The 20,877-nt window shown below is 42.8% G+C and carries 20 protein-coding genes, 1 tRNA gene and 2 other annotated features; of the genes, 19 read left to right on the top strand and 2 right to left on the bottom strand.

Annotated elements, in window-relative coordinates:
* Nucleotides 1-2 precede the first annotated feature (2 nt).
* The 13 genes from ispF to ACGG81_RS06070 all read left to right on the top strand — a co-directional run bounded on the left by ispF (nt 3) and on the right by ACGG81_RS06070 (nt 13,332).
* Complete coding sequence (gene ispF / locus ACGG81_RS06010) at nt 3-569, top strand: 2-C-methyl-D-erythritol 2,4-cyclodiphosphate synthase (protein ID WP_009262563.1); 567 nt, start codon at nt 3-5, stop codon at nt 567-569.
* The gene (locus tag ACGG81_RS06015) at nt 496-1,719 is read left to right on the top strand and encodes a GNAT family N-acetyltransferase (protein WP_270196913.1); all 1,224 of its coding nucleotides are present in this window, start codon (nt 496-498) and stop codon (nt 1,717-1,719) included. Before ispF ends, ACGG81_RS06015 begins: the two co-directional genes overlap by 74 nt.
* Before the next feature lie 70 nt (nt 1,720-1,789).
* Nucleotides 1,790-2,015, top strand: a binding site (T-box leader).
* A gap of 49 nt (nt 2,016-2,064) precedes the next feature.
* Nucleotides 2,065-2,817, top strand: coding sequence for a serine O-acetyltransferase EpsC (epsC, locus tag ACGG81_RS06020; RefSeq protein ID WP_390110100.1), 753 nt, complete (start codon nt 2,065-2,067; stop codon nt 2,815-2,817).
* On the top strand, nt 2,804-4,210 hold the full coding sequence (gene cysS, locus ACGG81_RS06025; RefSeq protein ID WP_390110103.1) for a cysteine--tRNA ligase: 1,407 nt from the start codon (nt 2,804-2,806) through the stop codon (nt 4,208-4,210). Before epsC ends, cysS begins: the two co-directional genes overlap by 14 nt.
* Nucleotides 4,195-4,653, top strand: a complete 459-nt coding sequence (locus tag ACGG81_RS06030) for a Mini-ribonuclease 3 (protein ID WP_008976028.1) — start codon at nt 4,195-4,197, stop codon at nt 4,651-4,653. Before cysS ends, ACGG81_RS06030 begins: the two co-directional genes overlap by 16 nt.
* Entirely contained in the window at nt 4,646-5,401 is a 756-nt protein-coding gene (gene rlmB / locus ACGG81_RS06035; protein ID WP_009262559.1) for a 23S rRNA (guanosine(2251)-2'-O)-methyltransferase RlmB, read from the top strand. Before ACGG81_RS06030 ends, rlmB begins: the two co-directional genes overlap by 8 nt.
* Nucleotides 5,402-6,025, top strand: a complete 624-nt coding sequence (sigH, locus tag ACGG81_RS06040) for an RNA polymerase sporulation sigma factor SigH (protein WP_270196911.1) — start codon at nt 5,402-5,404, stop codon at nt 6,023-6,025. It abuts the gene before it with no gap.
* A gap of 109 nt (nt 6,026-6,134) precedes the next feature.
* Nucleotides 6,135-6,207: transfer RNA gene (locus ACGG81_RS06045), tRNA-Thr, on the top strand.
* Between the two features lie 152 nt (nt 6,208-6,359).
* Nucleotides 6,360-7,088 carry an NUDIX domain-containing protein gene (locus ACGG81_RS06050; protein WP_390110105.1) on the top strand — a complete coding sequence of 243 codons (729 nt, stop codon included), beginning with the start codon at nt 6,360-6,362 and terminating at the stop codon, nt 7,086-7,088.
* A 69-nt stretch (nt 7,089-7,157) separates the two neighbouring features.
* Complete coding sequence (locus ACGG81_RS06055; RefSeq protein ID WP_009262556.1) at nt 7,158-8,825, top strand: glutamine--tRNA ligase/YqeY domain fusion protein; 1,668 nt, start codon at nt 7,158-7,160, stop codon at nt 8,823-8,825.
* A 9-nt stretch (nt 8,826-8,834) separates the two neighbouring features.
* Nucleotides 8,835-10,229 carry a PLP-dependent aminotransferase family protein gene (locus tag ACGG81_RS06060; protein WP_390110107.1) on the top strand — a complete coding sequence of 465 codons (1,395 nt, stop codon included), beginning with the start codon at nt 8,835-8,837 and terminating at the stop codon, nt 10,227-10,229.
* A 20-nt stretch (nt 10,230-10,249) separates the two neighbouring features.
* Complete coding sequence (gene cls / locus ACGG81_RS06065) at nt 10,250-11,869, top strand: cardiolipin synthase (RefSeq protein ID WP_009262554.1); 1,620 nt, start codon at nt 10,250-10,252, stop codon at nt 11,867-11,869.
* Nucleotides 11,870-12,057: 188 nt separating this feature from the next.
* The gene (locus ACGG81_RS06070) at nt 12,058-13,332 is read left to right on the top strand and encodes an adenylosuccinate synthase (protein WP_009262553.1); all 1,275 of its coding nucleotides are present in this window, start codon (nt 12,058-12,060) and stop codon (nt 13,330-13,332) included.
* A 144-nt stretch (nt 13,333-13,476) separates the two neighbouring features.
* On the opposite strand, the gene asnA is transcribed toward ACGG81_RS06070, so the two are convergent.
* On the bottom strand, nt 13,477-14,487 hold the full coding sequence (gene asnA, locus ACGG81_RS06075) for an aspartate--ammonia ligase (RefSeq protein ID WP_009262552.1): 1,011 nt from the start codon (nt 14,485-14,487) through the stop codon (nt 13,477-13,479).
* 326 nt (nt 14,488-14,813) lie between these two features.
* Between asnA and ACGG81_RS06080 the strand changes: the two genes are divergently transcribed.
* Nucleotides 14,814-14,975, top strand: a complete 162-nt coding sequence (locus tag ACGG81_RS06080) for a hypothetical protein (RefSeq protein ID WP_008976018.1) — start codon at nt 14,814-14,816, stop codon at nt 14,973-14,975.
* 12 nt (nt 14,976-14,987) lie between these two features.
* Here ACGG81_RS06080 and ACGG81_RS06085 read toward each other — a convergent pair whose 3' ends face one another.
* On the bottom strand, nt 14,988-15,209 hold the full coding sequence (locus tag ACGG81_RS06085) for a hypothetical protein (RefSeq protein ID WP_120105214.1): 222 nt from the start codon (nt 15,207-15,209) through the stop codon (nt 14,988-14,990).
* Between the two features lie 217 nt (nt 15,210-15,426).
* On the opposite strand from ACGG81_RS06085, the gene ACGG81_RS06090 reads away from it, so the two are divergent.
* From ACGG81_RS06090 to ACGG81_RS06110, 5 genes are all read left to right on the top strand, one after another.
* Nucleotides 15,427-15,927 carry an SEC-C metal-binding domain-containing protein gene (locus ACGG81_RS06090; protein ID WP_008976016.1) on the top strand — a complete coding sequence of 167 codons (501 nt, stop codon included), beginning with the start codon at nt 15,427-15,429 and terminating at the stop codon, nt 15,925-15,927.
* A 24-nt stretch (nt 15,928-15,951) separates the two neighbouring features.
* Nucleotides 15,952-16,677, top strand: coding sequence for a YdcF family protein (locus ACGG81_RS06095; protein WP_009262549.1), 726 nt, complete (start codon nt 15,952-15,954; stop codon nt 16,675-16,677).
* 1 nt (nt 16,678) lies between these two features.
* Nucleotides 16,679-16,881, top strand: a binding site (T-box leader).
* Between the two features lie 106 nt (nt 16,882-16,987).
* Nucleotides 16,988-18,919, top strand: a complete 1,932-nt coding sequence (thrS, locus tag ACGG81_RS06100; protein ID WP_016439088.1) for a threonine--tRNA ligase — start codon at nt 16,988-16,990, stop codon at nt 18,917-18,919.
* A 108-nt stretch (nt 18,920-19,027) separates the two neighbouring features.
* Nucleotides 19,028-19,348 carry a DUF1540 domain-containing protein gene (locus ACGG81_RS06105; protein WP_008976012.1) on the top strand — a complete coding sequence of 107 codons (321 nt, stop codon included), beginning with the start codon at nt 19,028-19,030 and terminating at the stop codon, nt 19,346-19,348.
* 135 nt (nt 19,349-19,483) lie between these two features.
* Nucleotides 19,484-20,875 (top strand): AI-2E family transporter, encoded by a 1,392-nt coding sequence (locus ACGG81_RS06110; RefSeq protein WP_016439087.1) that lies wholly within the window; start codon nt 19,484-19,486, stop codon nt 20,873-20,875.
* Nucleotides 20,876-20,877: the final 2 nt, after the last annotated feature.

Genomic DNA, 20,877 nt, shown 5'->3' on the forward strand with positions numbered 1-20,877 from the left:
TTATGCGTGTAGGACTTGGTTACGATGTTCACAAATTGACAGAAGGAAGAGATTTGATTCTTGGTGGAGTGAAAATTCCGTATGAAAAGGGGCTCCTTGGTCATTCGGATGCGGACGTGCTACTCCATGCGATCATGGACGCGCTTTTGGGAGCGGCAGCACTTGGAGATATCGGGAAGCATTTTCCGGACACAGATGAGAGATACAGAGGGATTTCCAGCATGGAATTGTTAAAACATGTCGGAAAACTTCTGGAGGAAAAATTGTATTTGATTGAGAATATTGACGCGACGATTATTGCACAGCGTCCGAAAATGCTTCCGTATATTGAACAGATGCGGGAAAATATCGCGGAGGTACTTGGACTTGAGAAAGAGCAGATCAATATCAAGGCAACGACGGAGGAGGGGCTTGGATTTACCGGAAGCGGAGAAGGGATCTCCTCTCAGGCAATCTGTGCAATCGAGAGTATGCGTACTATGAGCTATCAGGTATTTGCGGAAGAAAGTGCAGGCGGCTGCCAGGGGTGTGGAGGATGCCGGAAGACGTCTGAAGGAACGGAGCGATAAGATGGAAGTGAGAATGCTTCAAAGAGAAGAACACGGACGGACAAGAGAATTGTGGGAACGTGTATTTGCAGAGGATACAAAAGAATTTCTTGATTATTATTATACAGTGAAGACGTTGGACAATGAGATGTATGTGATTGAGCAGGAGCATCAGATCTGTTCGATGATCCAGCTGAATCCATATGAAATGCGGATCAACGATTCTGAATTTCTGACACACTATATTATCGCAGTGGCAACAGAGGAGCGATTCCGAAAGCGTGGGTTTATGGGCGCACTTTTGCAGGCATCTCTAAAAAAGATGTATGCCAGAAAAGAACCGTTTACTTTTTTAATGCCCGCAGCGGAGAGTATATATCACCCTTACGATTTTCGATATATTTACCGACAGAGAGGCGGAAAAGTTTGTGGAAGCAAGGAGAGGTCGGTATCTCATGAACTTCGGGGAAATATCTATGAGATGCGGGAGGCATCTGAAAAAGACTGCAGAAAGCTTGCAGAGTTTGCAGAAGAGATTCTGCGGCAATCATATCAGGTTGTGGCTGTCCGTACGGAGCAGTATTATCGGAGGATGCTTGCGGAACAGAAGAGTGAGCATGGTGGGATTGGTATGATCGAAAAAAATGGAAAGCTTGTCGGAAGTTTCTTTTTTGCAAAAGAGGAGACCTATGAAATCCGGGAACCGCTTCTGAAGAAAGGAGAGGAAGAGGCACTTCCTCAGGCAGTATTTTGGCTGACAAAAGGGAACGAGGCGATTTTTTGTGATGGTTGGAATCTGGATGTACACAATATTAAAAAAAGTGTGACCGAAGAGAGAGACAGACCGCTTATTATGGCAAGACTTCTTTATCTTCCGGGATTTTTTGAGAGTCTTCGTCCAAGGACAACATTTTCCTTTACAGTAGAAGTGACAGATCCGATTCTGGAAGAAAATAACAGAAGATTTTTGCTGGAAAGCGATGGGACAAAGATTGCAGTCAGCACAGCAGCAAAAGAAAATGACACAGATCGGCAGATTTCGATTGCAGCTCTGACACAGATTCTTTTTGGATGGGCACCCTATACGGAAGAAAAGCTGCCGGAAGTACTGCAGAAAGATTTGAATAAAATCGAACCTGCAGACGGTGTCTTTTTAAATGAAATTGTCTGAAGCTGCTGCTTGCGAAGAAAACGGTTGACAAAAACGATTTTATTGCATACACTGATGTATAGATATCATGAAAAAGGCTGAGAACGAAAAGAGTAATAGATTTGGAACTGACAGAGAGAGTGTGTCACCGGCTGAAAGCACACTTCAGGAAAGCGTCTGTGAAGTGCATTCGGGAGCTGATCCGGCGAAAGAAAGTAGCCAGATACGTTGGCATACGTTACATGCGTGAAAGTGAAAGTCTGAACAATGGGCAGATTTTCAGAAGAGTGGAACCGCGGATAAACTTCGTCTCTTTAGGGAGATGGAGTTTTTGTTTTATATGGGAAATCAGAAGGAGGCAGCAGGATGGGAATGGTTTCTTACATCAGGGAGGAGATTGCGGTGATCCGAGAAAGGGATCCTGCGATCAAGACAACTGCAGAAGTGTTTTTATACCCGAGTTTTAAAGCAATCCTTCATTACCGGGCAGCGCATAAGCTGTACCAGAACAGGCATTATTTTCTGGCCAGGTGGATTTCTCAGAGGGCAGTAAGAAAGACCGGAATAGAGATTCATCCGGGTGCAGTAATCGGGAAGGGACTTTTTATCGATCATGGAAGTGGAGTGATCATTGGTGAGACAGCAGTGCTTGGCGATAATGTCACCCTTTATCAGGGAGTGACACTTGGAGGGACTGGAAAGGAAAAAGGGAAAAGGCATCCGACTTTGGAGGATAATGTGATGGTCAGTGCCGGAGCAAAGATTCTTGGTTCTTTTACGATCGGAGAAAATGCAAAGATCGGCGCCGGGTCTGTTGTGTTAAAAGAAGTGCCGCCGAATTGTACAGTTGTCGGAGTACCGGGCAGAATTGTCCGAATGGGCAGCGAAAAGATACCGCGGACAGACTTGGATCAGATCCATTTGCCGGATCCGGTTCTTACTGATATTCACGCATTACAAGAAGAAAATCTTCGTCTGAAAAATCAAGTGATGGAGTTAAAGCAAAGTCTGCAGCAATGCCGCTTGGAAAAAGAAGAGAAAAAGAGGCAGAAAAAAGACGAAAAAGAGCCAAAAGCAAAAAAGAAAAAGAGCAGGAGGAAGAAAGATGAAACTGTATAACACATTGACAAAGAAAAAAGAAGAATTTGTACCGTTAGAAGAGAAGAAAGTTCGTATGTATGTTTGCGGACCGACGGTATACAATTTTATTCATATTGGAAATGCAAGACCGATGATCGTATTTGACACAGTGAGAAGATATTTTGAATACAAAGGATATGAGGTAAACTTCGTATCAAACTTTACGGATGTTGATGACAAGATTATTAAGAAGGCGATCGAGGAACATGTATCTGCGGAGGAAATCTCTCAGAGATATATCGCAGAGTGCAAAAAGGACATGGAAGGCATGAATGTCAAGCCGGCGACGACCCATCCACTGGCAACACAGGAGATTGATGGAATGATCGAGATGATCGGGCAGCTGATCGAAAAAGGATATGCCTACGAGAAAAACGGAACGGTATATTTCCGCACAAGAAAATTTGGGCCTTACGGAAAGCTGTCTCATAAAAATCTGGATGATTTACGATCCGGCGGAAGATCTCTTCTTGTAACAGGAGAAGACGAGAAGGAGGATCCGCTTGATTTCGTACTTTGGAAACCGAAGAAAGAGGGAGAACCTTTCTGGAAATCACCGTGGAGTGACGGCCGTCCGGGATGGCATATCGAGTGCTCAGTGATGTCCAAAAAGTATTTGGGTGATCAGATCGATATCCATGCGGGAGGAGAGGATCTTGTATTTCCTCATCATGAAAATGAGATCGCACAGAGCGAGGCGGCCAATGGGAAAGAGTTTGCAAAATACTGGATGCACAATGCATTTTTAAATATCGATAATCGAAAAATGTCAAAATCACTCGGGAATTTCCGTACGGTGCGTGAGATTGCAGAACAGTATGATCTGCAGGTGCTCCGTTTCTTTATGCTGAGTGCACATTACAGAAGTCCGCTAAACTTTAGCGCGGAACTGATGGCGGCTTCTAAAAACGGACTGGAGCGTATCATTACGGCGGCAGAGAATTTGAAATATCTTGCGGCAAACGCAAAGAATGGGGAGATGACCGATGCCGAGAAAGTACAAATCCAGGAAACTGAGAAGTTTGTCACTGCGTTTGAGGAGGCAATGGAAGATGACTTTAATACGGCAGATGCCATTGCGGCAATTTTTGAGCTTGTAAAATTTGCAAATACAACAGCAGATGAAACTTCTTCTCAGGCATATGACAGCGCGCTTCTGGAACGCATTGTACATTTGTCCGATGTTCTCGGAATCATTGTAGTGAAGGAAGAAGAACTTCTTGCAGAAGATATCGAAGCATTAATAGAAGAACGGCAGGCGACGAGAAAAGCAAAGAATTTCCAGCGAGCAGATGAGATTCGTAACGAGTTGTTAGAAAAAGGAATTATTTTGGAAGATACAAGAGAAGGAGTAAAATGGAAAAGAGCATAGAACAAGATCTGTTTTCCTGTATGCAGGAGACATTTTCCTTAAAAGAAGTAGATATCCGGGAATACTCTCCACTGACACTGGCATATATTGGGGACAGTATTTATGATCTGATCATCAAAACGATCGTGATCAATGAAGGAAATAAACAAGTACAGAAACTGCACAAAGAGACGAGTGCTCTTGTGCAGGCATCTGCGCAGTCAAAGATGATGCGGACACTTCAGGGAGTGTTGACTCAGGAGGAGCTGGCTGTTTATAAGAGAGGAAGAAATTCCAAGTCAGTTTCCCCGGCAAAAAACCAATCTGTGACAGATTACCGGAGAGCTACAGGGTTTGAGGCACTTATGGGGTATCTGTATCTGGAGAAGAACTGGACGCGGATGGTTGAGTTGATTCGATTGGGATTAGAAAGTTTGAATACAGAGGAGAACAAAGATGAGTAAGGAAACAAAGATAGAAATCAAGTCACTGACGATCGAGGGGAGAAATGCAGTGCTGGAGGCATTCCGTTCGGGAAAACCGGTAGATAAGTTATTTGTCCTTGATGGATGTCAGGACGGACCGGTCCGCACGATTGTTCGTGAGGCAAAAAAGCACGATACGATCTTAAATTTCGTTTCGAAGGAAAGGTTGGATCAGCTGTCAGAAACCGGGAAGCATCAGGGAGTCATTGCGCATGCAGCGGCTTATGAATATTCTGAGATTGAAGATATGTTTGCGCTTGCAGAAAAGAGAGGGGAAGATCCGTTTTTCATTCTGCTTGATAATATCGAGGATCCGCACAATCTTGGAGCAATCATCCGTACAGCCAATCTTGCCGGTGCACATGGGGTGATCATTCCGAAGCGGAGAGCAGTAGGACTTACAGCGACGGTAGCGAAAACTTCGGCAGGGGCATTGAATTATACTCCTGTGGCAAAGGTTACAAATCTTGCAAAGACGATGGAAGAGTTAAAAGAGCGTGGACTTTGGTTTGTCTGTGCAGATATGGGCGGAGAGTCCATGTACCGGATGAATCTGACTGGTCCGATTGGTCTTGTGATTGGAAACGAGGGAGAGGGAGTCAGCCGCCTTGTGAAGGAGAAGTGCGATTTTGTTGCTTCCATTCCAATGAAAGGGGATATTGATTCCTTAAATGCATCGGTGGCAGCAGGAGTGCTGGCGTATGAGATCGTAAGGCAGCGTGGATAGATGGAAACGTATGAGAAAATGACAGATGAGCAGCTGATCGCGGCTCTCCGGAAAGGAGAGTCTGAGATTATGGATTTCATTATGGAAAAATATAAATATCTCGTGCGAAAAAAGGCAAAGGCGATGTTTCTCCTCGGAGGAGAAAATGATGACCTGATCCAGGAGGGGATGATCGGACTTTTTAAAGCGGTCCGGGATTATGATCTTGCGCTGGAAAGTTCGTTTGCAAGCTTTGCAGAACTATGCATCTCGAGACAGATGTACAGTGCGATTGAGGCATCAAAGAGAAAAAAACATATTCCTCTGAATTCTTATGTTTCTCTTTACGAGGAGGGAGATGCGTCTGAGGAAAACAAGCGTCCGCCGTTGATTGATACGATCCAGCCGGATAGGGAGAACAACCCGGAAGAATTGTTCCTGAATAAGGAATATTTCCGGCAGGCAGAAAGTATGCTCAAAGAACAGCTCAGTGATCTGGAAAACCGTGTCTTATACTTGCATCTGCTCGGCACGGAGTACCAGACGATCGCGAAATTGATCGGGAAAAGTCCCAAAGCAGTAGATAATGCATTGCAGAGGATTAAAAGCAAGGCACAAGGAATTTTAAACCATAAGAAAGAATGAAGCATGGTGCATGTGCCAGGAAACATACAAAAATAATTGAAAATCAAACACTCTCCTCTTGACAAGGAGAGTGTTTTTCGGTATAGTATCAATGTTGACAGTAAAATATGCTGCCTTGGCGCAGTCGGTAGCGCGTCGCCTTGGTAAGGCGGAGGTCGGGGGTTCAAGTCCCCTAGGCAGCTTCAGGAGAGAGTAAGAATTTTTGATTTAAAAGTTCTTATTCTTTTTTTATTACATAGACTTCATACTTGATTGATGGTAAACTGTGTATAGAGTACGTGGAGCGGGAACAATCAGAGAGGTCGGATAAAGAAACGAAATGGAGGGAAATAGGATGGCATCGTTTTTGGAAAATATTGAGCCATTTAGAGGAACCGGCGAGCGGAACAAGGATGGACAGACATTGGAAGAATTTCTGGAGGGGTATCAGCCGTATAGATATGAGACGCCATCGTGTACGACGGATGCGGTAGTATTTTCATACAGAGGAATGGAAGAGCAGATTAGAGATGTCAATGCGCTTGAGGTACTCCTTGTAAAGAGAAGTAACCATCCAAGTATCGGATTCTGGGCGCTTCCGGGAGGATTTATCAATCTCCGAGAAGATTTGGAAGAGACTGCAAGGAGAGAAGTGCAAGAAGAGACAGGCGTCAGCGGACTCTGCATGGAGCAGATTGCAGTTTATGGTGCGATGGACCGGGATCCGCGCACGAGAGTGATCACAACTGCGTACATGGCGCTTGTAAACAGAGAAGAAATCTCCATCGAGGCCGGGGACGATGCGGCTGATGCTGCGTGGTGTAAGATCCGATTGTCTTGCGTGGAGGAACAGAGGAATGGAGACACAAGTCTGCAAGTCTATCAGCTTCAGTTGTTTAATGAAGAGAAACAGATTGACACAACTGCAGTTGTAGAGAAAAATTGCAGGGGAGAGTTGGTCCAGGAAGTCTCCTATCGGGTGCGGGAGCCGGGGAAGATTGCGGTGGATCACAGTGCGATCCTTGTGCAGGCACTTTTAAAACTGCAGGGCAGAATGGAAGGAAGAATTTCGGCGGGCAGGTAAAATCTACCTTGTTATCAATTTTATTTTATGGTAAGATATTGAGCATGAATGAAAACGAGGAGGATGACAATGGAGAACGAAGTAGTTTCTAAAAATTTTATAGAACAGGAAATAGACAAAGATTTAAAAGAAGGAGTGTATGATACCGTCTGCACAAGATTCCCTCCGGAACCGAACGGATATTTACATATCGGACATGCAAAGTCCATTCTGTTAAATTATGGTCTTGCACAGAAATACAATGGAACATTCCATATGCGTTTTGATGATACAAACCCGACAAAGGAAAAAGTAGAATTCGTCGATTCCATCAAAGAAGACATTAAGTGGCTTGGCGCAGATTGGAAAGATAATCTGTTCTTTGCCTCTGATTATTTTGAAGCGATGTATGAATGTGCAGTCAAGCTGATCAAAAAAGGCAAGGCATATGTCTGTGATCTGACAGCAGAAGAGATCAAAGAATACCGTGGGACATTAAAAGAACCGGGAAAAAACAGTCCATACAGAGATCGCTCTGTGGAAGAAAATTTAGAATTGTTCGAGGCAATGCGTGACGGAAAATTTGAAGATGGGGAGCGAGTGCTCCGTGCCAAAATTGATATGGCATCACCGAATATCAACATGCGAGATCCGATTCTTTACCGTGTAGCACACATGACGCACCACAATACCGGAGATCAATGGTGTATCTATCCGATGTATGATTTCGCACATCCGATCGAGGATGCTATTGAGAAGATTACCCACTCCATCTGTACATTGGAATTTGAAGATCACAGACCGCTTTATGACTGGGTAGTCAGAGAATGTGAGTTTGATCATCCACCGAGACAGATTGAGTTTGCAAAACTGTATCTGACGAATGTTGTGACAGGAAAGCGTTATATCAAGAAGCTGGTCGAAGATGGAATTGTGGATGGATGGGATGATCCAAGATTAGTTTCCATCGCAGCGCTCAGAAGAAGAGGATTTACACCGGAATCGATTAAAATGTTCGTGGAGCTCTGTGGGGTGTCAAAGAGCAACAGCTCTGTGGATTATGCGATGTTAGAATACTGTATCCGCGAGGATCTGAAAATGAAGAAGCCTCGTATGATGGCAGTGATGGATCCGATCAAGCTGATCATCGACAACTATCCAGAAGGAGAAGTAGAATATTTGGATGTTGCCAACAATCTGGAAAATGAAGCGCTTGGATTCCGCAAGGTTCCGTTCTGCCGTGAACTTTATATTGAACGGGAAGATTTTATGGAAGAGCCTCCGAAGAAATATTTCCGTCTGTTCCCGGGCAATGAAGTACGCCTCATGCATGCATATTTTGTAAAATGCGAAAGCTTTGTAAAGGATGAAAATGGAAACGTGATCGAAGTACATTGTACTTATGATCCAGAGACAAAATGTGGAAGCGGATTTACCGGAAGAAAAGTAAAAGGAACGATCCACTGGGTACCGGCACCGTATGCGACAAAGGCAGAACTTCGTCTGTACGAAAATATTGTAGATGAAGAAAAGGGAGTATATAACAAAGAGGATGGCTCCTTGAACTTAAATCCAAATTCACTTACGATTTTAAAAGATTGCTATCTGGAACCAAGTTTCGATGGTGTACAGGCTTATGACAGCTTCCAGTTTGTGAGAAATGGTTATTTCTGCGTAGATGCAAAAGATTCCAGACCAGATGCGCTTGTATTTAATCGTATCGTATCGCTGAAGAGCTCTTTCAGACTGCCGAAATAGGAGATATAAATGAAGGAATTGACGATCAGGCTTGATCCACAGTCGGTTACTCCGCTGTATGAGCAGATTTATCAGTATGTCAAAGAAGATATTCAGAGTGGCCGGCTTGCATGTGGAGTAAAGCTGCCATCTTCACGGTCACTTGCGAGATATCTGGAGATTAGCAGAAGTACTGTAGAACTTGCATATGAGCAGTTACTCTCTGAGGGATATATTGAGACAAAGCCTCGAAAAGGCGTATTTGTCGCACAGATTGATGGAGTATATCAGTTCCGAAGGGAAGAGCAACCGGGAACAGAGCGCCAGGAAGAGCAGAGAGAAAAGTATCGCTATGATTTTTCACCGAGCGGAATCGATCTGAAAAGCTTTCCTTATGCGGTGTGGAGAAAACTTTCCCGCGAAGTCCTTCTGGATGATCGTGCAGAGACCTTTCGCCTTGGAGATTCGCAGGGTGAGTATGGGCTGCGCAGTGCGATCAGCAGTTATCTGCATCAGGCGCGAGGAGTCAGGTGCCGCCCGGAACAGATCATTGTCGGGGCGGGGAATGATTACCTTTTGATGCTTTTGATCAATATTCTTGGAAAAGACAAGAAAGTCGCCTTTGAGACACCGACATATAAACAGGCTTACCGTCTGTTTGCAAACTTGTCTCAGGAAGTGTGCACAGTGCCGATGGATCACAGTGGCATGCGGACAGATCTTCTGGAAAAGAGCGGCGCGCAGGTTGCATATGTAATGCCGTCACATCAGTTCCCTTTGGGGGTTGTGATGCCAATCCGGCGAAGATTGGAGCTGCTTAAGTGGGCAGACAGAGGAGAGCGTTATATTATCGAAGATGATTATGACAGTGAATTTCGCTACAAAGGGAAACCGATTCCGGCGCTGCAAGGGTACGACATTCATGAGCGGGTTATTTATCTTGGCACGTTCTCAAGGTCGATTGCACCGGCACTCCGTATGAGCTATATGGTTCTTCCAGAGAGTTTGCTTTGCGTTTATGAGAGGGAATATCGGTTTATCAATTCGACCGTGTCGAAAATTGATCAAAAAATCGTAGAGCGATTTCTGGCAGAAGGGTACTATGAAAGGCACTTGAATCGAATGCGTGCACTCTATAAAAGTCGTCACGATACGCTTTTAAATGCACTGAAACCACTTCTTTCCATTGGCTCTGTCAGCGGAGAATATGCGGGAGTTCACTTGCTTTTCACGTTTCACGATGGGAGAAGCGAAGAGGATGCCGTCAAAAAAGCGAAGCAGGGTGAAATACGGATTTATGGATTGTCGACATTTGAGACGCAGAAGATGCAGAGAAGTTGTACAATCCTCCTTGGATTCGCAAACTTACCGGAAGAAGAAATCCGGGCAGGGGCAGCGCTTCTGGCAGAAAAATTATTGGAATGACAAAAAGGGGGAGGCTTACTGTGGCAGCCTCCTTTTGTCAATTGGAAAAGGCAAATGATAAAAGAGAAGGGAAAAGAGAAAATCGGATGGAAGTAAAGAAGAAAACGAAGAAAGGGATTTTTCATATCGTATTTAGCAGGACTGCACTTGTATTTCTGCTTCTTATTTTTCAGGTGGTACTGCTGTTTGAGATGTTTACAAGTCTCGTGAAATATGCGCCGGTAATGTATCTTTTACTGCTGATACTCGGCAGTGCTGTCGTGATTTATATTATCAATCGAAAGGAAAATCCGGCATTTAAAATGTCCTGGATTTTGTTTGTAATGGCGATTCCGATCGTAGGAATGTTATTTTATCTGTTTACCCGTGTGCAGATTGGAACACGGTTTATCGGGAAAAGGCTCCAGGATCTCTCACTTGAGACAAAGCCATATATGGAGCAGGATGAGGAGATCATAGAAGATCTTAGAGTATCCAAACCAGCCAACGCAAATTTGGCACATTATATGTCACGGCAGGCAGGATATCCGATTAAGCGGAACACAAGTGTCAAATATTTCCCGCTGGGGGAAGATAAGTTTGAGCAGTTGAAAACGGAACTTCGACAGGCAAAGAAATTCATTTTCATGGAATACTTTATCGTAGAACAGGGAATTATGTGGGATAGCATCCTGGAAATCCTGGAAGAAAAGGTGAAAGAAGGGGTGGAAGTCCGATTTATGTATGATGGGATGTGCTGTATCGCGCTTCTGCCGTATCATTATCCGGAGACACTTCAGGAAAAAGGAATCAAATGCAAGATGTTTAGTCCGATCAAGCCAATTCTTTCCACGCACCAGAATAACAGAGATCATCGGAAAATCTGCGTGATCGATGGACATACGGCATTTACAGGCGGAATCAATCTGGCAGATGAATATATTAATCAGAAAGAACGGTTTGGACATTGGAAAGATACAGCGGTCATGATCAAGGGAGATGCGGTACAGAATTTTACAATCATGTTTTTGCAGATGTGGAATGTCACAGAACATCAGAAAGAAGATTATGAAAAATATCTGACTCCGGTTCAGGAGGAACTGCACAGAGAACTGGGGTATGTACTGCCTTATGGAGATAGTCCGTTCGACAATGAAAACATTGGAGAGCAAGTTTACCTTCACATTTTAAATCATGCAAAGAAATATGTGCACATTATGACACCGTATCTGATCCTGGATAATGAGATGGTGACGAATCTGACGTATGCCGCAAAAAGTGGAATTGAAGTCATCATCATTATGCCGCACATTCCGGATAAGTGGTATGCATTTGCAGTAGCAAAGACATACTATGAAGAGCTGATCGAGGCAGGAGTACAGATTTATGAGTACACACCCGGATTTGTCCATGCAAAAGTTTTTGTTTCTGATGATGACACGGCGACGGTCGGCACCATCAATCTGGACTATCGGAGTCTGTATCTTCATTTTGAGTGTGGAACCTTTATTTACAACAATCCGGTTGTCTGGAATATTGAAAAAGATTTTCAGGAGACATTGAAAAAATGTCAGAAAGTAAGTGTGATGGATCTTCGGACAAGAGGAACAGTGATGACGGTAGCAGGAAGAGTGCTGCGTCTGATTGCTCCATTGATGTAGGAGATTGTGAACAGATTTTGTATGAAACTTTGTATAAAGGTTTTTTAAAAAGTTTTTGAAAAGTTTTCAAAAAAATATTTTACATCAAGAAAAAAGTATAGTATAATCGTTGGCGTAGTAAATAAGCAGAGCTTGTAAATGTTTATAAGAAGATAAAATAAGACATTTATCGATTAGGAGGATAAGACATGGTAAAAGCAGTAGTAGGAGCAAACTGGGGCGATGAAGGAAAAGGAAAGATCACAGATATGCTTGGAGAGAAAGCGGACATTATCGTTCGTTTTCAGGGCGGAGCAAACGCGGGACATACGATCATCAATGACTATGGAAAGTTTGCACTTCACACATTGCCGTCAGGAGTTTTTTATGATCACACGACAAGTATTATCGGAAATGGGGTTGCACTTAATATTCCTGTGCTCTTTGGGGAGATTCAGTCCATCATTGACAGAGGAGTTCCGGCGCCGAAGATCTTAGTGTCTGACAGAGCACAGATTGTCATGTCTTATCACATCCTGTTTGACCAGTATGAGGAGGAACGATTGGGTGGAAAATCCTTTGGTTCTACAAAATCAGGAATTGCTCCGTTTTACTCAGACAAGTATGCAAAGATCGGATTTCAGGTTAGTGAGTTATTTGACGATGAATTGTTAAAAGAAAAAGTTGTTCGTGTCTGTGAACAGAAGAATGTTATTTTAGAGCATTTATATAAGAAACCGGCACTTCGTCCAGAAGATCTTTACGAAGAATTGCAGAGCTATAAAAAGATGGTTGCTCCATATGTATGCGATGTGTCCCTGTATCTGCACAATGCGATCAAGGAAGGAAAAGAAATTCTTCTGGAAGGACAGTTAGGTTCTCTGAAAGATCCAGATCATGGAATTTATCCAATGGTTACCTCTTCCTCAACACTTGCGGCATATGGTGCGATCGGAGCAGGAATCCCACCGTATGAGATCAAGCAGATCATCACTGTCTGCAAGGCATATTCAAGTGCTGTTGGAGCAGGAGCATTTGTCAGTGAGATTTTTGGCGAAGAGGCAGATGAGCTTCGAAGAAGAGGCGGAGATGGAGGAGAATTTGGTGCAACGACCGGACGTCCAAGACGTATGGGATGGTTTGACGTGGTTGCCTCCAAGTATGGATGCAGACTTCAGGGAACAACAGATGTTGCATTTACTGTCTTAGATGTACTTGGATATCTCGATGAGATTCCAGTATGTGTTGCCTACGACATTGACGGGGAGATTACAACGGACTTCCCGCCGACCTATTTGCTGGAGCGTGCAAAACCGGTTCTAGAGACACTTCCAGGATGGAAATGCGATATCCGGGGAATTAAACGCTATGAAGATCTTCCAGAAAACTGTCGTAGATATATCGAATTTATTGAGGAGAAGATCGGTTATCCGATTACGATGGTTTCTAACGGACCGGGAAGAGATGAGATCATCTACCGCTAAGAAGGCTGGCGTGGATGTTTATCGGAAAACAATGATACAAACTTAGAATAGAATTTTAGAAAAAAACATGCCGGAAAAAGCTGATTTCCAATAGGAAATGGTAAAATATTCCGGCATGTTTTGTTGCTTTACAGGGAAGTCATTTTAGAGAAGTTGAATCTGGTGTTCGTCTGCCAAACGAAGGGTATCTTCGGTCCAAATGGAAGACTGCACTTCACCGATGTGGGCTTTTCTGAGGTAGAACATGCAGATCCGAGACTGACCGATTCCTCCACCGACTGTGTAGGGAAGCTCTCCGTTGAGAAGAGATTTTTGAAAATCCAGTTCGGCACGGTCTTCGCAGCCGGCGATTTTCAGCTGCCGCTTTAAAGCGGCTTCGTCAACACGGATCCCCATGGAGGAAAGTTCCAGCGCTACGTCAAGCACCGGGTAATACACGAGAATATCACCATTCAATTCCCAGTCATCATAATCAGGAGCACGTCCATCGTGCGGCTTCCCGGAGACAAGAGTCTTACCAATCTGCGAAAGGAAGACCGCTTTCTTCTCTCTTGCAATTTTGTATTCTCGTTCTTTTGGAGAAAGCTTGGGATATAGATCTTCTAGTTCCTGAGCAGTTATAAAAGTAATGTCTTCCGGGAGAAGCGGTTCGATGTAATTGTATCTGCGGGAAATAAATTCCTCAGTTTCTTTTAAGGCAGCATAGACTTTCCGAACTGTGTAGAGAAGTGTTTCTGTGTTCCGTTCTTCTTTGGAGATGATCTTCTCCCAGTCCCATTGGTCTACATACAGAGAATGCAGGTTGTCGGTGTCTTCGTCGCGGCGGATTGCACTCATATCAGTATAGAGTCCCTCGCCGGAGTGGAAATCATAGCGCTTCAAAGCATATCGTTTCCACTTGGCGAGAGAGTGTACGATCTCCACAGGAGCATCGTTCTGTTCCCGGATTCCAAAAGAAACCGGACGTTCGGTTCCGTTGAGATTATCATTCAGACCACTTTCTGGTTTTACAAAAAGAGGAGCAGAAACACGGGTGAGATGTAAGGATTTGGCAAGCGCGCGCTCAAAATGATCTTTGACTTCCTTGATCGCAACTTCCGTTTCCCGGATTGTGAGTGGAGAGTGATAGCCTTCAGGCAAAATAAATTGTTCCATGATACCATAACCTTTCTGTTAAAATTTTATGTTTGCTTTGTTGATGAGATTTAGTGTAGGGATACTCAGGAAAAATGTCAAGGAAAATGCAGAAAAACTTAGAAAATACATTAGAAAATCTTAATAATTAGATTAGAAAGGGTTTAGAGATCTGTCATAGGGATGTCACAATTTCGATTTATAATAAAGTTATCAAGTGAAAACTTGAGAAAAACAATGAAAAAAGACATATTTTCCGGGAGCGTGGAATAGAATAATAAAGTTGACAGAAAGAATAAGAGAGAAGTAGTCAGAAACGAAAAAGAAGCAAAAAGGAGGTATGTAAAATGTTGACAAAGCGAAGACAGAATCCACAGGAAGTCATTTCAATCGAAGAATATTTGAGCAAACGTCAGCAGATCAGGGAACAGGAAGAAAGAGGAAAGCACAATCCGCAAAGCGTGATAGAAAAAGGCTCTGCACTGATGCTGGCAGAGCTTTATATATAAGATAGTAGGTTTTTATTTTTCTTCTTGATCGTGGTCATCATCTTTTTTTGAAAGACGATGAAAGATCATTGCGGCATATAAAAATACAGGGAGTATGATTGTAGCTGCAATAGACGCCTTCAAGAGATCAAGAGACTGAGAACGATCAATGAAAGCGAAGAGCAGTGTGCTCGCATAGAGCGCACAGAGCAAGATCACACCTGCCAATGCAAAGATCCGTTTGAATTTTTTCATAGTAGGACACTCCGTTTCTAAACAAGATATTTGCTCTATTATATAGGAAAACACACGAAAAAGCAAATGAAGAAAAGAAATAAGCATAAGAAAGTATTTTCTGTGAATTTGACAAGTAAGAGGAAAAGCAGGCAAATATCGAAAAATGTTTGAAAAGAGAAAAGAAATAGTATATAATAGGACGTACGAAATCACATACAAAGGAGTATTGGTAGAAATGAGTTTATTAGAACAATGGAGAGCTACTGCGTATTCGCAGGAGATGGATAAGACACAGTTACAGAAGTTTTGGACGACATATTTTCAGATTGAGAGAGGAATCTATGAGCAGCTTCTCTCTAATCCAGATGAGGAAGTCAGAGGAACTGTAAAGGAACTTGCAGAGAAATATCAGGTAGAAGTATTTACTATGGTAGGATTCTTAGATGGAATCAATGAAAGTCTGAAAGTAGAAAACCCGATCGAGACAATGGAAGAAGATACGATCGTGAACTTAAACTTTGATAAAGAAAAATTATATAAGAACATGGTCGATGCAAAAGCAGACTGGTTATATGAACTTCCACAGTGGGACGAGATCTTCACAAAAGAGAAACAAAAGGAGCTTTACAGAGAGCAAAAAGCATCCGGTACTATTCGCAGAGAGAAGAAGATCGGAAGAAATGATCCATGTCCATGCGGAAGTGGTAAGAAGTATAAAAAGTGCTGTGGAAAATAACAGCTTGGGTAAAGAGGTGAGAAGATGCATACAGGATTTATCGTCATAGGAATTTTAGCGATTGTCTATTATCTTTTTATCTGCTATTATACAAGAAAATGGAATTCTACATTTGCTGCGTTCTGGATAGTGTTTGCGGTGTTCAATTTCCTATTGGCAGCAATTGTACATTTTAGCCCAAGATGGCTTCAGTACATATTGCTTACATTGAATTTTATCGCCTATTTTGTATTCTTTGCAGTACAGGTGATCATCTGCTCTGCAATGCTTACACTGCCGCCTAAGAAGCTGGACGTGATCATTGTGCTGGGCGCACAGGTGAGAGGAAAGAAGATTACCAATTCTTTGAAGAGACGGCTGGATAGAGGAGTAGCATATTTGAAAGAGAATCCGGAGACACGAGTGGTCGTATCTGGTGGTCAGGGGAAGGGAGAAGATGTGACAGAAGCGTTTGCGATGGCACAGTATCTTGTTTCACACGGTATTGCTGAGGAACAGATCTCTCTGGAGGAAAAGTCGAGAAATACTTATGAAAACCTGAAATACAGTGCGCTGCTTGTAGACAGTATGGACGACCGGATCGGAATTGTATCCAACAATTTTCATATTTATCGGTCGTTGTTGCTTGGGAGACAGATTGGCTATACAAGATTGTATGGAATTGCAGCAGGATGTAATCCAATTTTATTTTTAAACTATATGGTGAGAGAATTTTTCGCAGTGATGCGAATGTATCTTACAAAAGAATAGAGAGAATACGTAGATGAGACGAGTAGGATGTGGAAGATTACAGAGAGAGAAGTCTTGTGCTGGAAACTTCTTATTACAGAAGCATCTGAAAACTACCTCGGAGTGGCTGAAAACAGCCCGGTGATTCCGTTATCATCAAGAAAGTGGTTCTGGCAAAAGCCAGTTCAATCAGGGTGGAACCGCGAGTAAATACTCGTCCCTTGCAGTATCAAGATCTGTGCTGCAAGGGATTTTTCTGTTTGGCAGAAGAACGGAAAACACGATCAATAGGAGAAACAAAAACAATAAAAATAGAAAAGGAGAAAAAACAATGAAAATTACATTAAAAGATGGTTCTGTCAAAGAATACAGTGAAGCAAAGTCTGTATATGAGATTGCAGCAGATATCAGTGAAGGGCTTGCAAGAATGGCGACAGCAGGAGAAGTGGACGGGGAAGTGATCGATCTTCGCACAAAGATAGACCAGGATTGTGAACTGACAATTCATACATTCCAAAGTCAGGAGGGAGCACATGCGTTCCGCCACACAACATCTCATATTCTTGCACAGGCAGTAAAAAGACTGTTTCCGGATACAAAACTTGCAATCGGACCGGCAATTGATGACGGTTTCTACTATGATTTTGACAGAGAAGTTCCGTTTACAACAGAAGATCTGGAAACAATCGAAAAAGAGATGAAGAAAATTGTCAAAGAAGATCTGAAAATTGAGCAGTTTACACTTCCGAGGGAAGAGGCGATTGCATTGATGAAAGAAAAAGAAGAGCCGTATAAGGTGGAGCTGATTGAAGATCTGCCGGAAGATGCAGTGATTTCTTTCTACAAGCAGGGAGAATTTACAGATCTCTGTGCAGGACCACACTTACTCAGCACAAAATCTGTCAAGGCATTTAAGCTGACAAGTCTCGCTGGTGCTTATTGGAGAGGAAGCGAGAAAAATAAGATGCTCACAAGAATTTACGGAACATCTTTTACAAAAAAAGCAGATCTTGATGAGTATCTTGCGAAAATTGAGGAAGCAAAGAAGCGCGACCACAGAAAATTAGGAAAAGAACTGGGACTGTTTACAATCTTGGAGGAAGGACCGGGATTCCCTATTTTCCTTCCGAAGGGAATGATCTTAAAAAATACACTGATCGATTACTGGAGAGAAGTGCATACACGTGCAGGTTATGTAGAGATTTCTACACCGATTATGTTAAATAAACAACTTTGGGAGACATCTGGACATTGGGCACATTACAAAGAAAATATGTATACAACAGTGATCGATGAGGAAGATTTTGCAATCAAACCAATGAACTGTCCAGGAGGAATCCTTGTTTATAAGACAGAACCACACTCTTACAGAGATCTTCCACTCCGTATGGGAGAACTTGGAACAGTACACCGCCATGAAAAATCAGGTGCACTCCACGGTTTGATGAGAGTTAGAAGCTTCACACAGGATGATGCACATATATTCATGACAAGAGAGCAGATCAAAGATGAGATCAAAGGGGTTGCAAGACTGATTGATGAAGTATATAGTCTGTTCGGATTTAAATACCATGTAGAATTATCTACAAAACCAGAAGACAGCATGGGAAGCCAGGAAGACTGGGATATCGCAACAGATGCGCTTCGCTCTGCACTGGATGAGCTGCAGCTTCCATATGTGATCAATGAAGGAGATGGGGCATTCTACGGACCGAAGATTGATTTCCATCTGGAAGATACACTTGGAAGAACATGGCAGTGTGGAACAATCCAGTTAGACTTCCAGCTTCCGCTTCGTTTTGAGATGGAATATATTGCAGCAGATGGTGAGAAACACAGACCGATCATGGTACACCGTGTGGTATTTGGATCTATCGAACGTTTCATTGGTATTCTGATCGAGCATTTTGCTGGAGCATTCCCGACATGGCTTGCACCGGAACAGGTAAAAGTACTTCCGATCTCCGAAAAATATCATGAGTATGCAAATGAAGTTGCAGCAAAACTCAAAGAAGCAAAGATCCGTTGCTCTGTAGATGAACGTTCAGAAAAAATCGGATATAAGATCCGTGATGCGCGTCTGAATAAGATTCCGTACATGCTCGTTGTCGGAGCAAAAGAGCAAGAAGAAGGAGTGGTATCTGTCAGAAGCCGTTTCCTTGGAGATGAAGGACAGAGAAGCCTGGATACATTTATTGCGGAGATCACAGAGGAGATTAAGAACAGAACAATTCGGAAAGTAGAATTGGAAGAAGGAAAATAAATCTGCGAGAGGACACAAAGTCTGTAAAAAAATCAGAAAAGAAGTATAGGAATGTTTTTGGCGGAAACACTATGTTTGTGAACAGTAATCAAACAAGGAGGTAGCAACATGCCAGAATTAAAATGTACCGTACAGACTTGTGTACACAATCAGCAATTTTTATGTAATCTGGATAAGATTGAAGTAGGCGGAAACAAAGCAAAGCGCTCAGAGGAGACTTGCTGCGACAGCTTTCAGGAAAGAAAAGGAGACAGTTATTCCAATGTGACGGGGACTGCTTCTCCGACAAGCACGATCGACTGTAAGGCGACAGACTGTCAGTATAATGAATCCTGCAAATGTCATGCCGGAAAGATCAGTGTGGAAGGAAGCAATGCATGCCACTGTCAGGAGACAGAATGTGCTACGTTCTGTGCTGTCTGCGAATAGAGTGAAAAATCAGGAAGAAAAGGCATCGTCAGATACAAGAGATCTGGCGGTGCCTTTTCGTAGTGTGAGCGTATTGACGCGTGGTATGGCAGAGGGTATAATGATTTCATATGAAAAAAGGAAAGGAGCGGGAAAATGGAAGAACAGGAAAAAAAGCAGGATTCTCGGGAAGAGAGAACAGATAACAGTCCTTATCATAAGCAACCACGGCTGACAAAGAGAACCACTTCTAAATTGCAGCAACATTTAAACAGGGGGATGACAGCATTCCTCGTCGTTGCAGCCAGCATTGTGTTTTATTTTGCATTTTTAAGATTTGGTCATATTTCCGGCGTTCTTGGAAAAATCTTTCAGATTTTGAAACCAATCATCTATGGGTTTGTTTTGGCATATTTGTTGAATCCACTTATGAAGATGGTAGAAAATTTTATTGTGAAGCTGTTAAAGGGAAAGATAAAAAAAGAGGAGAGATTGAAAAAGTTTGCGAGAGGTGTGGGGATTTTTACCGCACTGCTTTTTGCCGGGGCATTGATTGTTGCGTTATGCAATATGATTTTGCCGGAGTTATATCGAAGTATTCGAAATATGGTTTACACTGTGCCGGAACAGCTCAATGAATGGATGGAACGGTTAAGTGAGATGGAATTTGACGATTCTACCCTTGCGCTGATCACAAAAAATGTGCTCACAGAAACAACCGCGTTTTTTGAAAACTGGATTCGGAGTGATCTCCTAAGACAGATTAATATATGGATTTCCGGTCTGACTGAAGGAGTCATCAGCGTTGTCAATGAACTGATGAATATCGTGATCGGAATCATTGTTTCTGTGTATGTATTGTTTAGCAAAGAAACATTTGCAGGGCAGTCACGGAAAGTAGTATATGCAGTGCTCAAACCAGAAAAGGCAAATCTGGTATTACATATTACGAGAAAATCAAATGAGATCTTCGGTGGATTTATCATTGGAAAGATCATTGATTCTGCAATTATCGGGGTGCTGTGTTTCATAGGATTAAGCATTCTTGATATGCCGTATACTCTTTTGGTCAGTGTGATCGTCGGTGTGACAAATGTGATTCCGTTTTTTGGACCGTACATTGGTGCGATTCCAAGTGCGATACTGCTTTTGTTGACAGATCCGATCAAAGGACTTTACTTTTTAGTGTTCATTATCTTCTTGCAGCAGTTGGATGGAAATATCATCGGGCCGAAGATTCTTGGAGATTCTACCGGACTGTCTGCGTTCTGGGTAGTCTTTTCGATTTTACTTGGAGGAGGACTGTTCGGATTTGCCGGTATGATTATGGGAGTGCCAACATTTGCAGTGATCTATTATCTGTTCCAAATGTTTATCAACCAGAATCTGGAGAAAAAGCATTTGCCGACAGACTCTGCTGTCTACGATGATACCAGCTATGTAGATGCAGAATCCGGAGAGTTTATCCATGGAAGCAACGATGAGCAGAATATCGGAGAAGCACAGGTGCGAGGAAAAGAAGATTGTGAAAAAGAGGAGGAAAAGTAAAG

Origin of the sequence: Faecalimonas umbilicata (assembly GCF_042846195.1) — a bacterium.
Lineage (GTDB): Bacteria > Bacillota > Clostridia > Lachnospirales > Lachnospiraceae > Faecalimonas > Faecalimonas umbilicata.

Excerpts from the sequence above, each read along its gene's own strand:
- ACGG81_RS06055 (WP_009262556.1), top strand. The coding sequence starts at position 7,158 with ATGGAGAACGAAGTAGTTTCTAAAAATTTTATAGAACAGGAAATAGAC.
- asnA (WP_009262552.1), bottom strand. The coding sequence starts at position 14,487 with ATGGAACAATTTATTTTGCCTGAAGGCTATCACTCTCCACTCACAATC.
- ACGG81_RS06030 (WP_008976028.1), top strand. The coding sequence starts at position 4,195 with ATGGAAAAGAGCATAGAACAAGATCTGTTTTCCTGTATGCAGGAGACA.
- ACGG81_RS06070 (WP_009262553.1), top strand. The coding sequence starts at position 12,058 with ATGGTAAAAGCAGTAGTAGGAGCAAACTGGGGCGATGAAGGAAAAGGA.
- thrS (WP_016439088.1), top strand. The coding sequence starts at position 16,988 with ATGAAAATTACATTAAAAGATGGTTCTGTCAAAGAATACAGTGAAGCA.
- ispF (WP_009262563.1), top strand. The coding sequence starts at position 3 with ATGCGTGTAGGACTTGGTTACGATGTTCACAAATTGACAGAAGGAAGA.
- ACGG81_RS06060 (WP_390110107.1), top strand. The coding sequence starts at position 8,835 with ATGAAGGAATTGACGATCAGGCTTGATCCACAGTCGGTTACTCCGCTG.
- ACGG81_RS06080 (WP_008976018.1), top strand. The coding sequence starts at position 14,814 with ATGTTGACAAAGCGAAGACAGAATCCACAGGAAGTCATTTCAATCGAA.
- ACGG81_RS06105 (WP_008976012.1), top strand. The coding sequence starts at position 19,028 with ATGCCAGAATTAAAATGTACCGTACAGACTTGTGTACACAATCAGCAA.
- epsC (WP_390110100.1), top strand. The coding sequence starts at position 2,065 with ATGGGAATGGTTTCTTACATCAGGGAGGAGATTGCGGTGATCCGAGAA.
- ACGG81_RS06110 (WP_016439087.1), top strand. The coding sequence starts at position 19,484 with ATGGAAGAACAGGAAAAAAAGCAGGATTCTCGGGAAGAGAGAACAGAT.
- ACGG81_RS06095 (WP_009262549.1), top strand. The coding sequence starts at position 15,952 with ATGCATACAGGATTTATCGTCATAGGAATTTTAGCGATTGTCTATTAT.
- cysS (WP_390110103.1), top strand. The coding sequence starts at position 2,804 with ATGAAACTGTATAACACATTGACAAAGAAAAAAGAAGAATTTGTACCG.
- sigH (WP_270196911.1), top strand. The coding sequence starts at position 5,402 with ATGGAAACGTATGAGAAAATGACAGATGAGCAGCTGATCGCGGCTCTC.
- ACGG81_RS06085 (WP_120105214.1), bottom strand. The coding sequence starts at position 15,209 with ATGAAAAAATTCAAACGGATCTTTGCATTGGCAGGTGTGATCTTGCTC.
- ACGG81_RS06090 (WP_008976016.1), top strand. The coding sequence starts at position 15,427 with ATGAGTTTATTAGAACAATGGAGAGCTACTGCGTATTCGCAGGAGATG.
- rlmB (WP_009262559.1), top strand. The coding sequence starts at position 4,646 with ATGAGTAAGGAAACAAAGATAGAAATCAAGTCACTGACGATCGAGGGG.
- ACGG81_RS06050 (WP_390110105.1), top strand. The coding sequence starts at position 6,360 with ATGGCATCGTTTTTGGAAAATATTGAGCCATTTAGAGGAACCGGCGAG.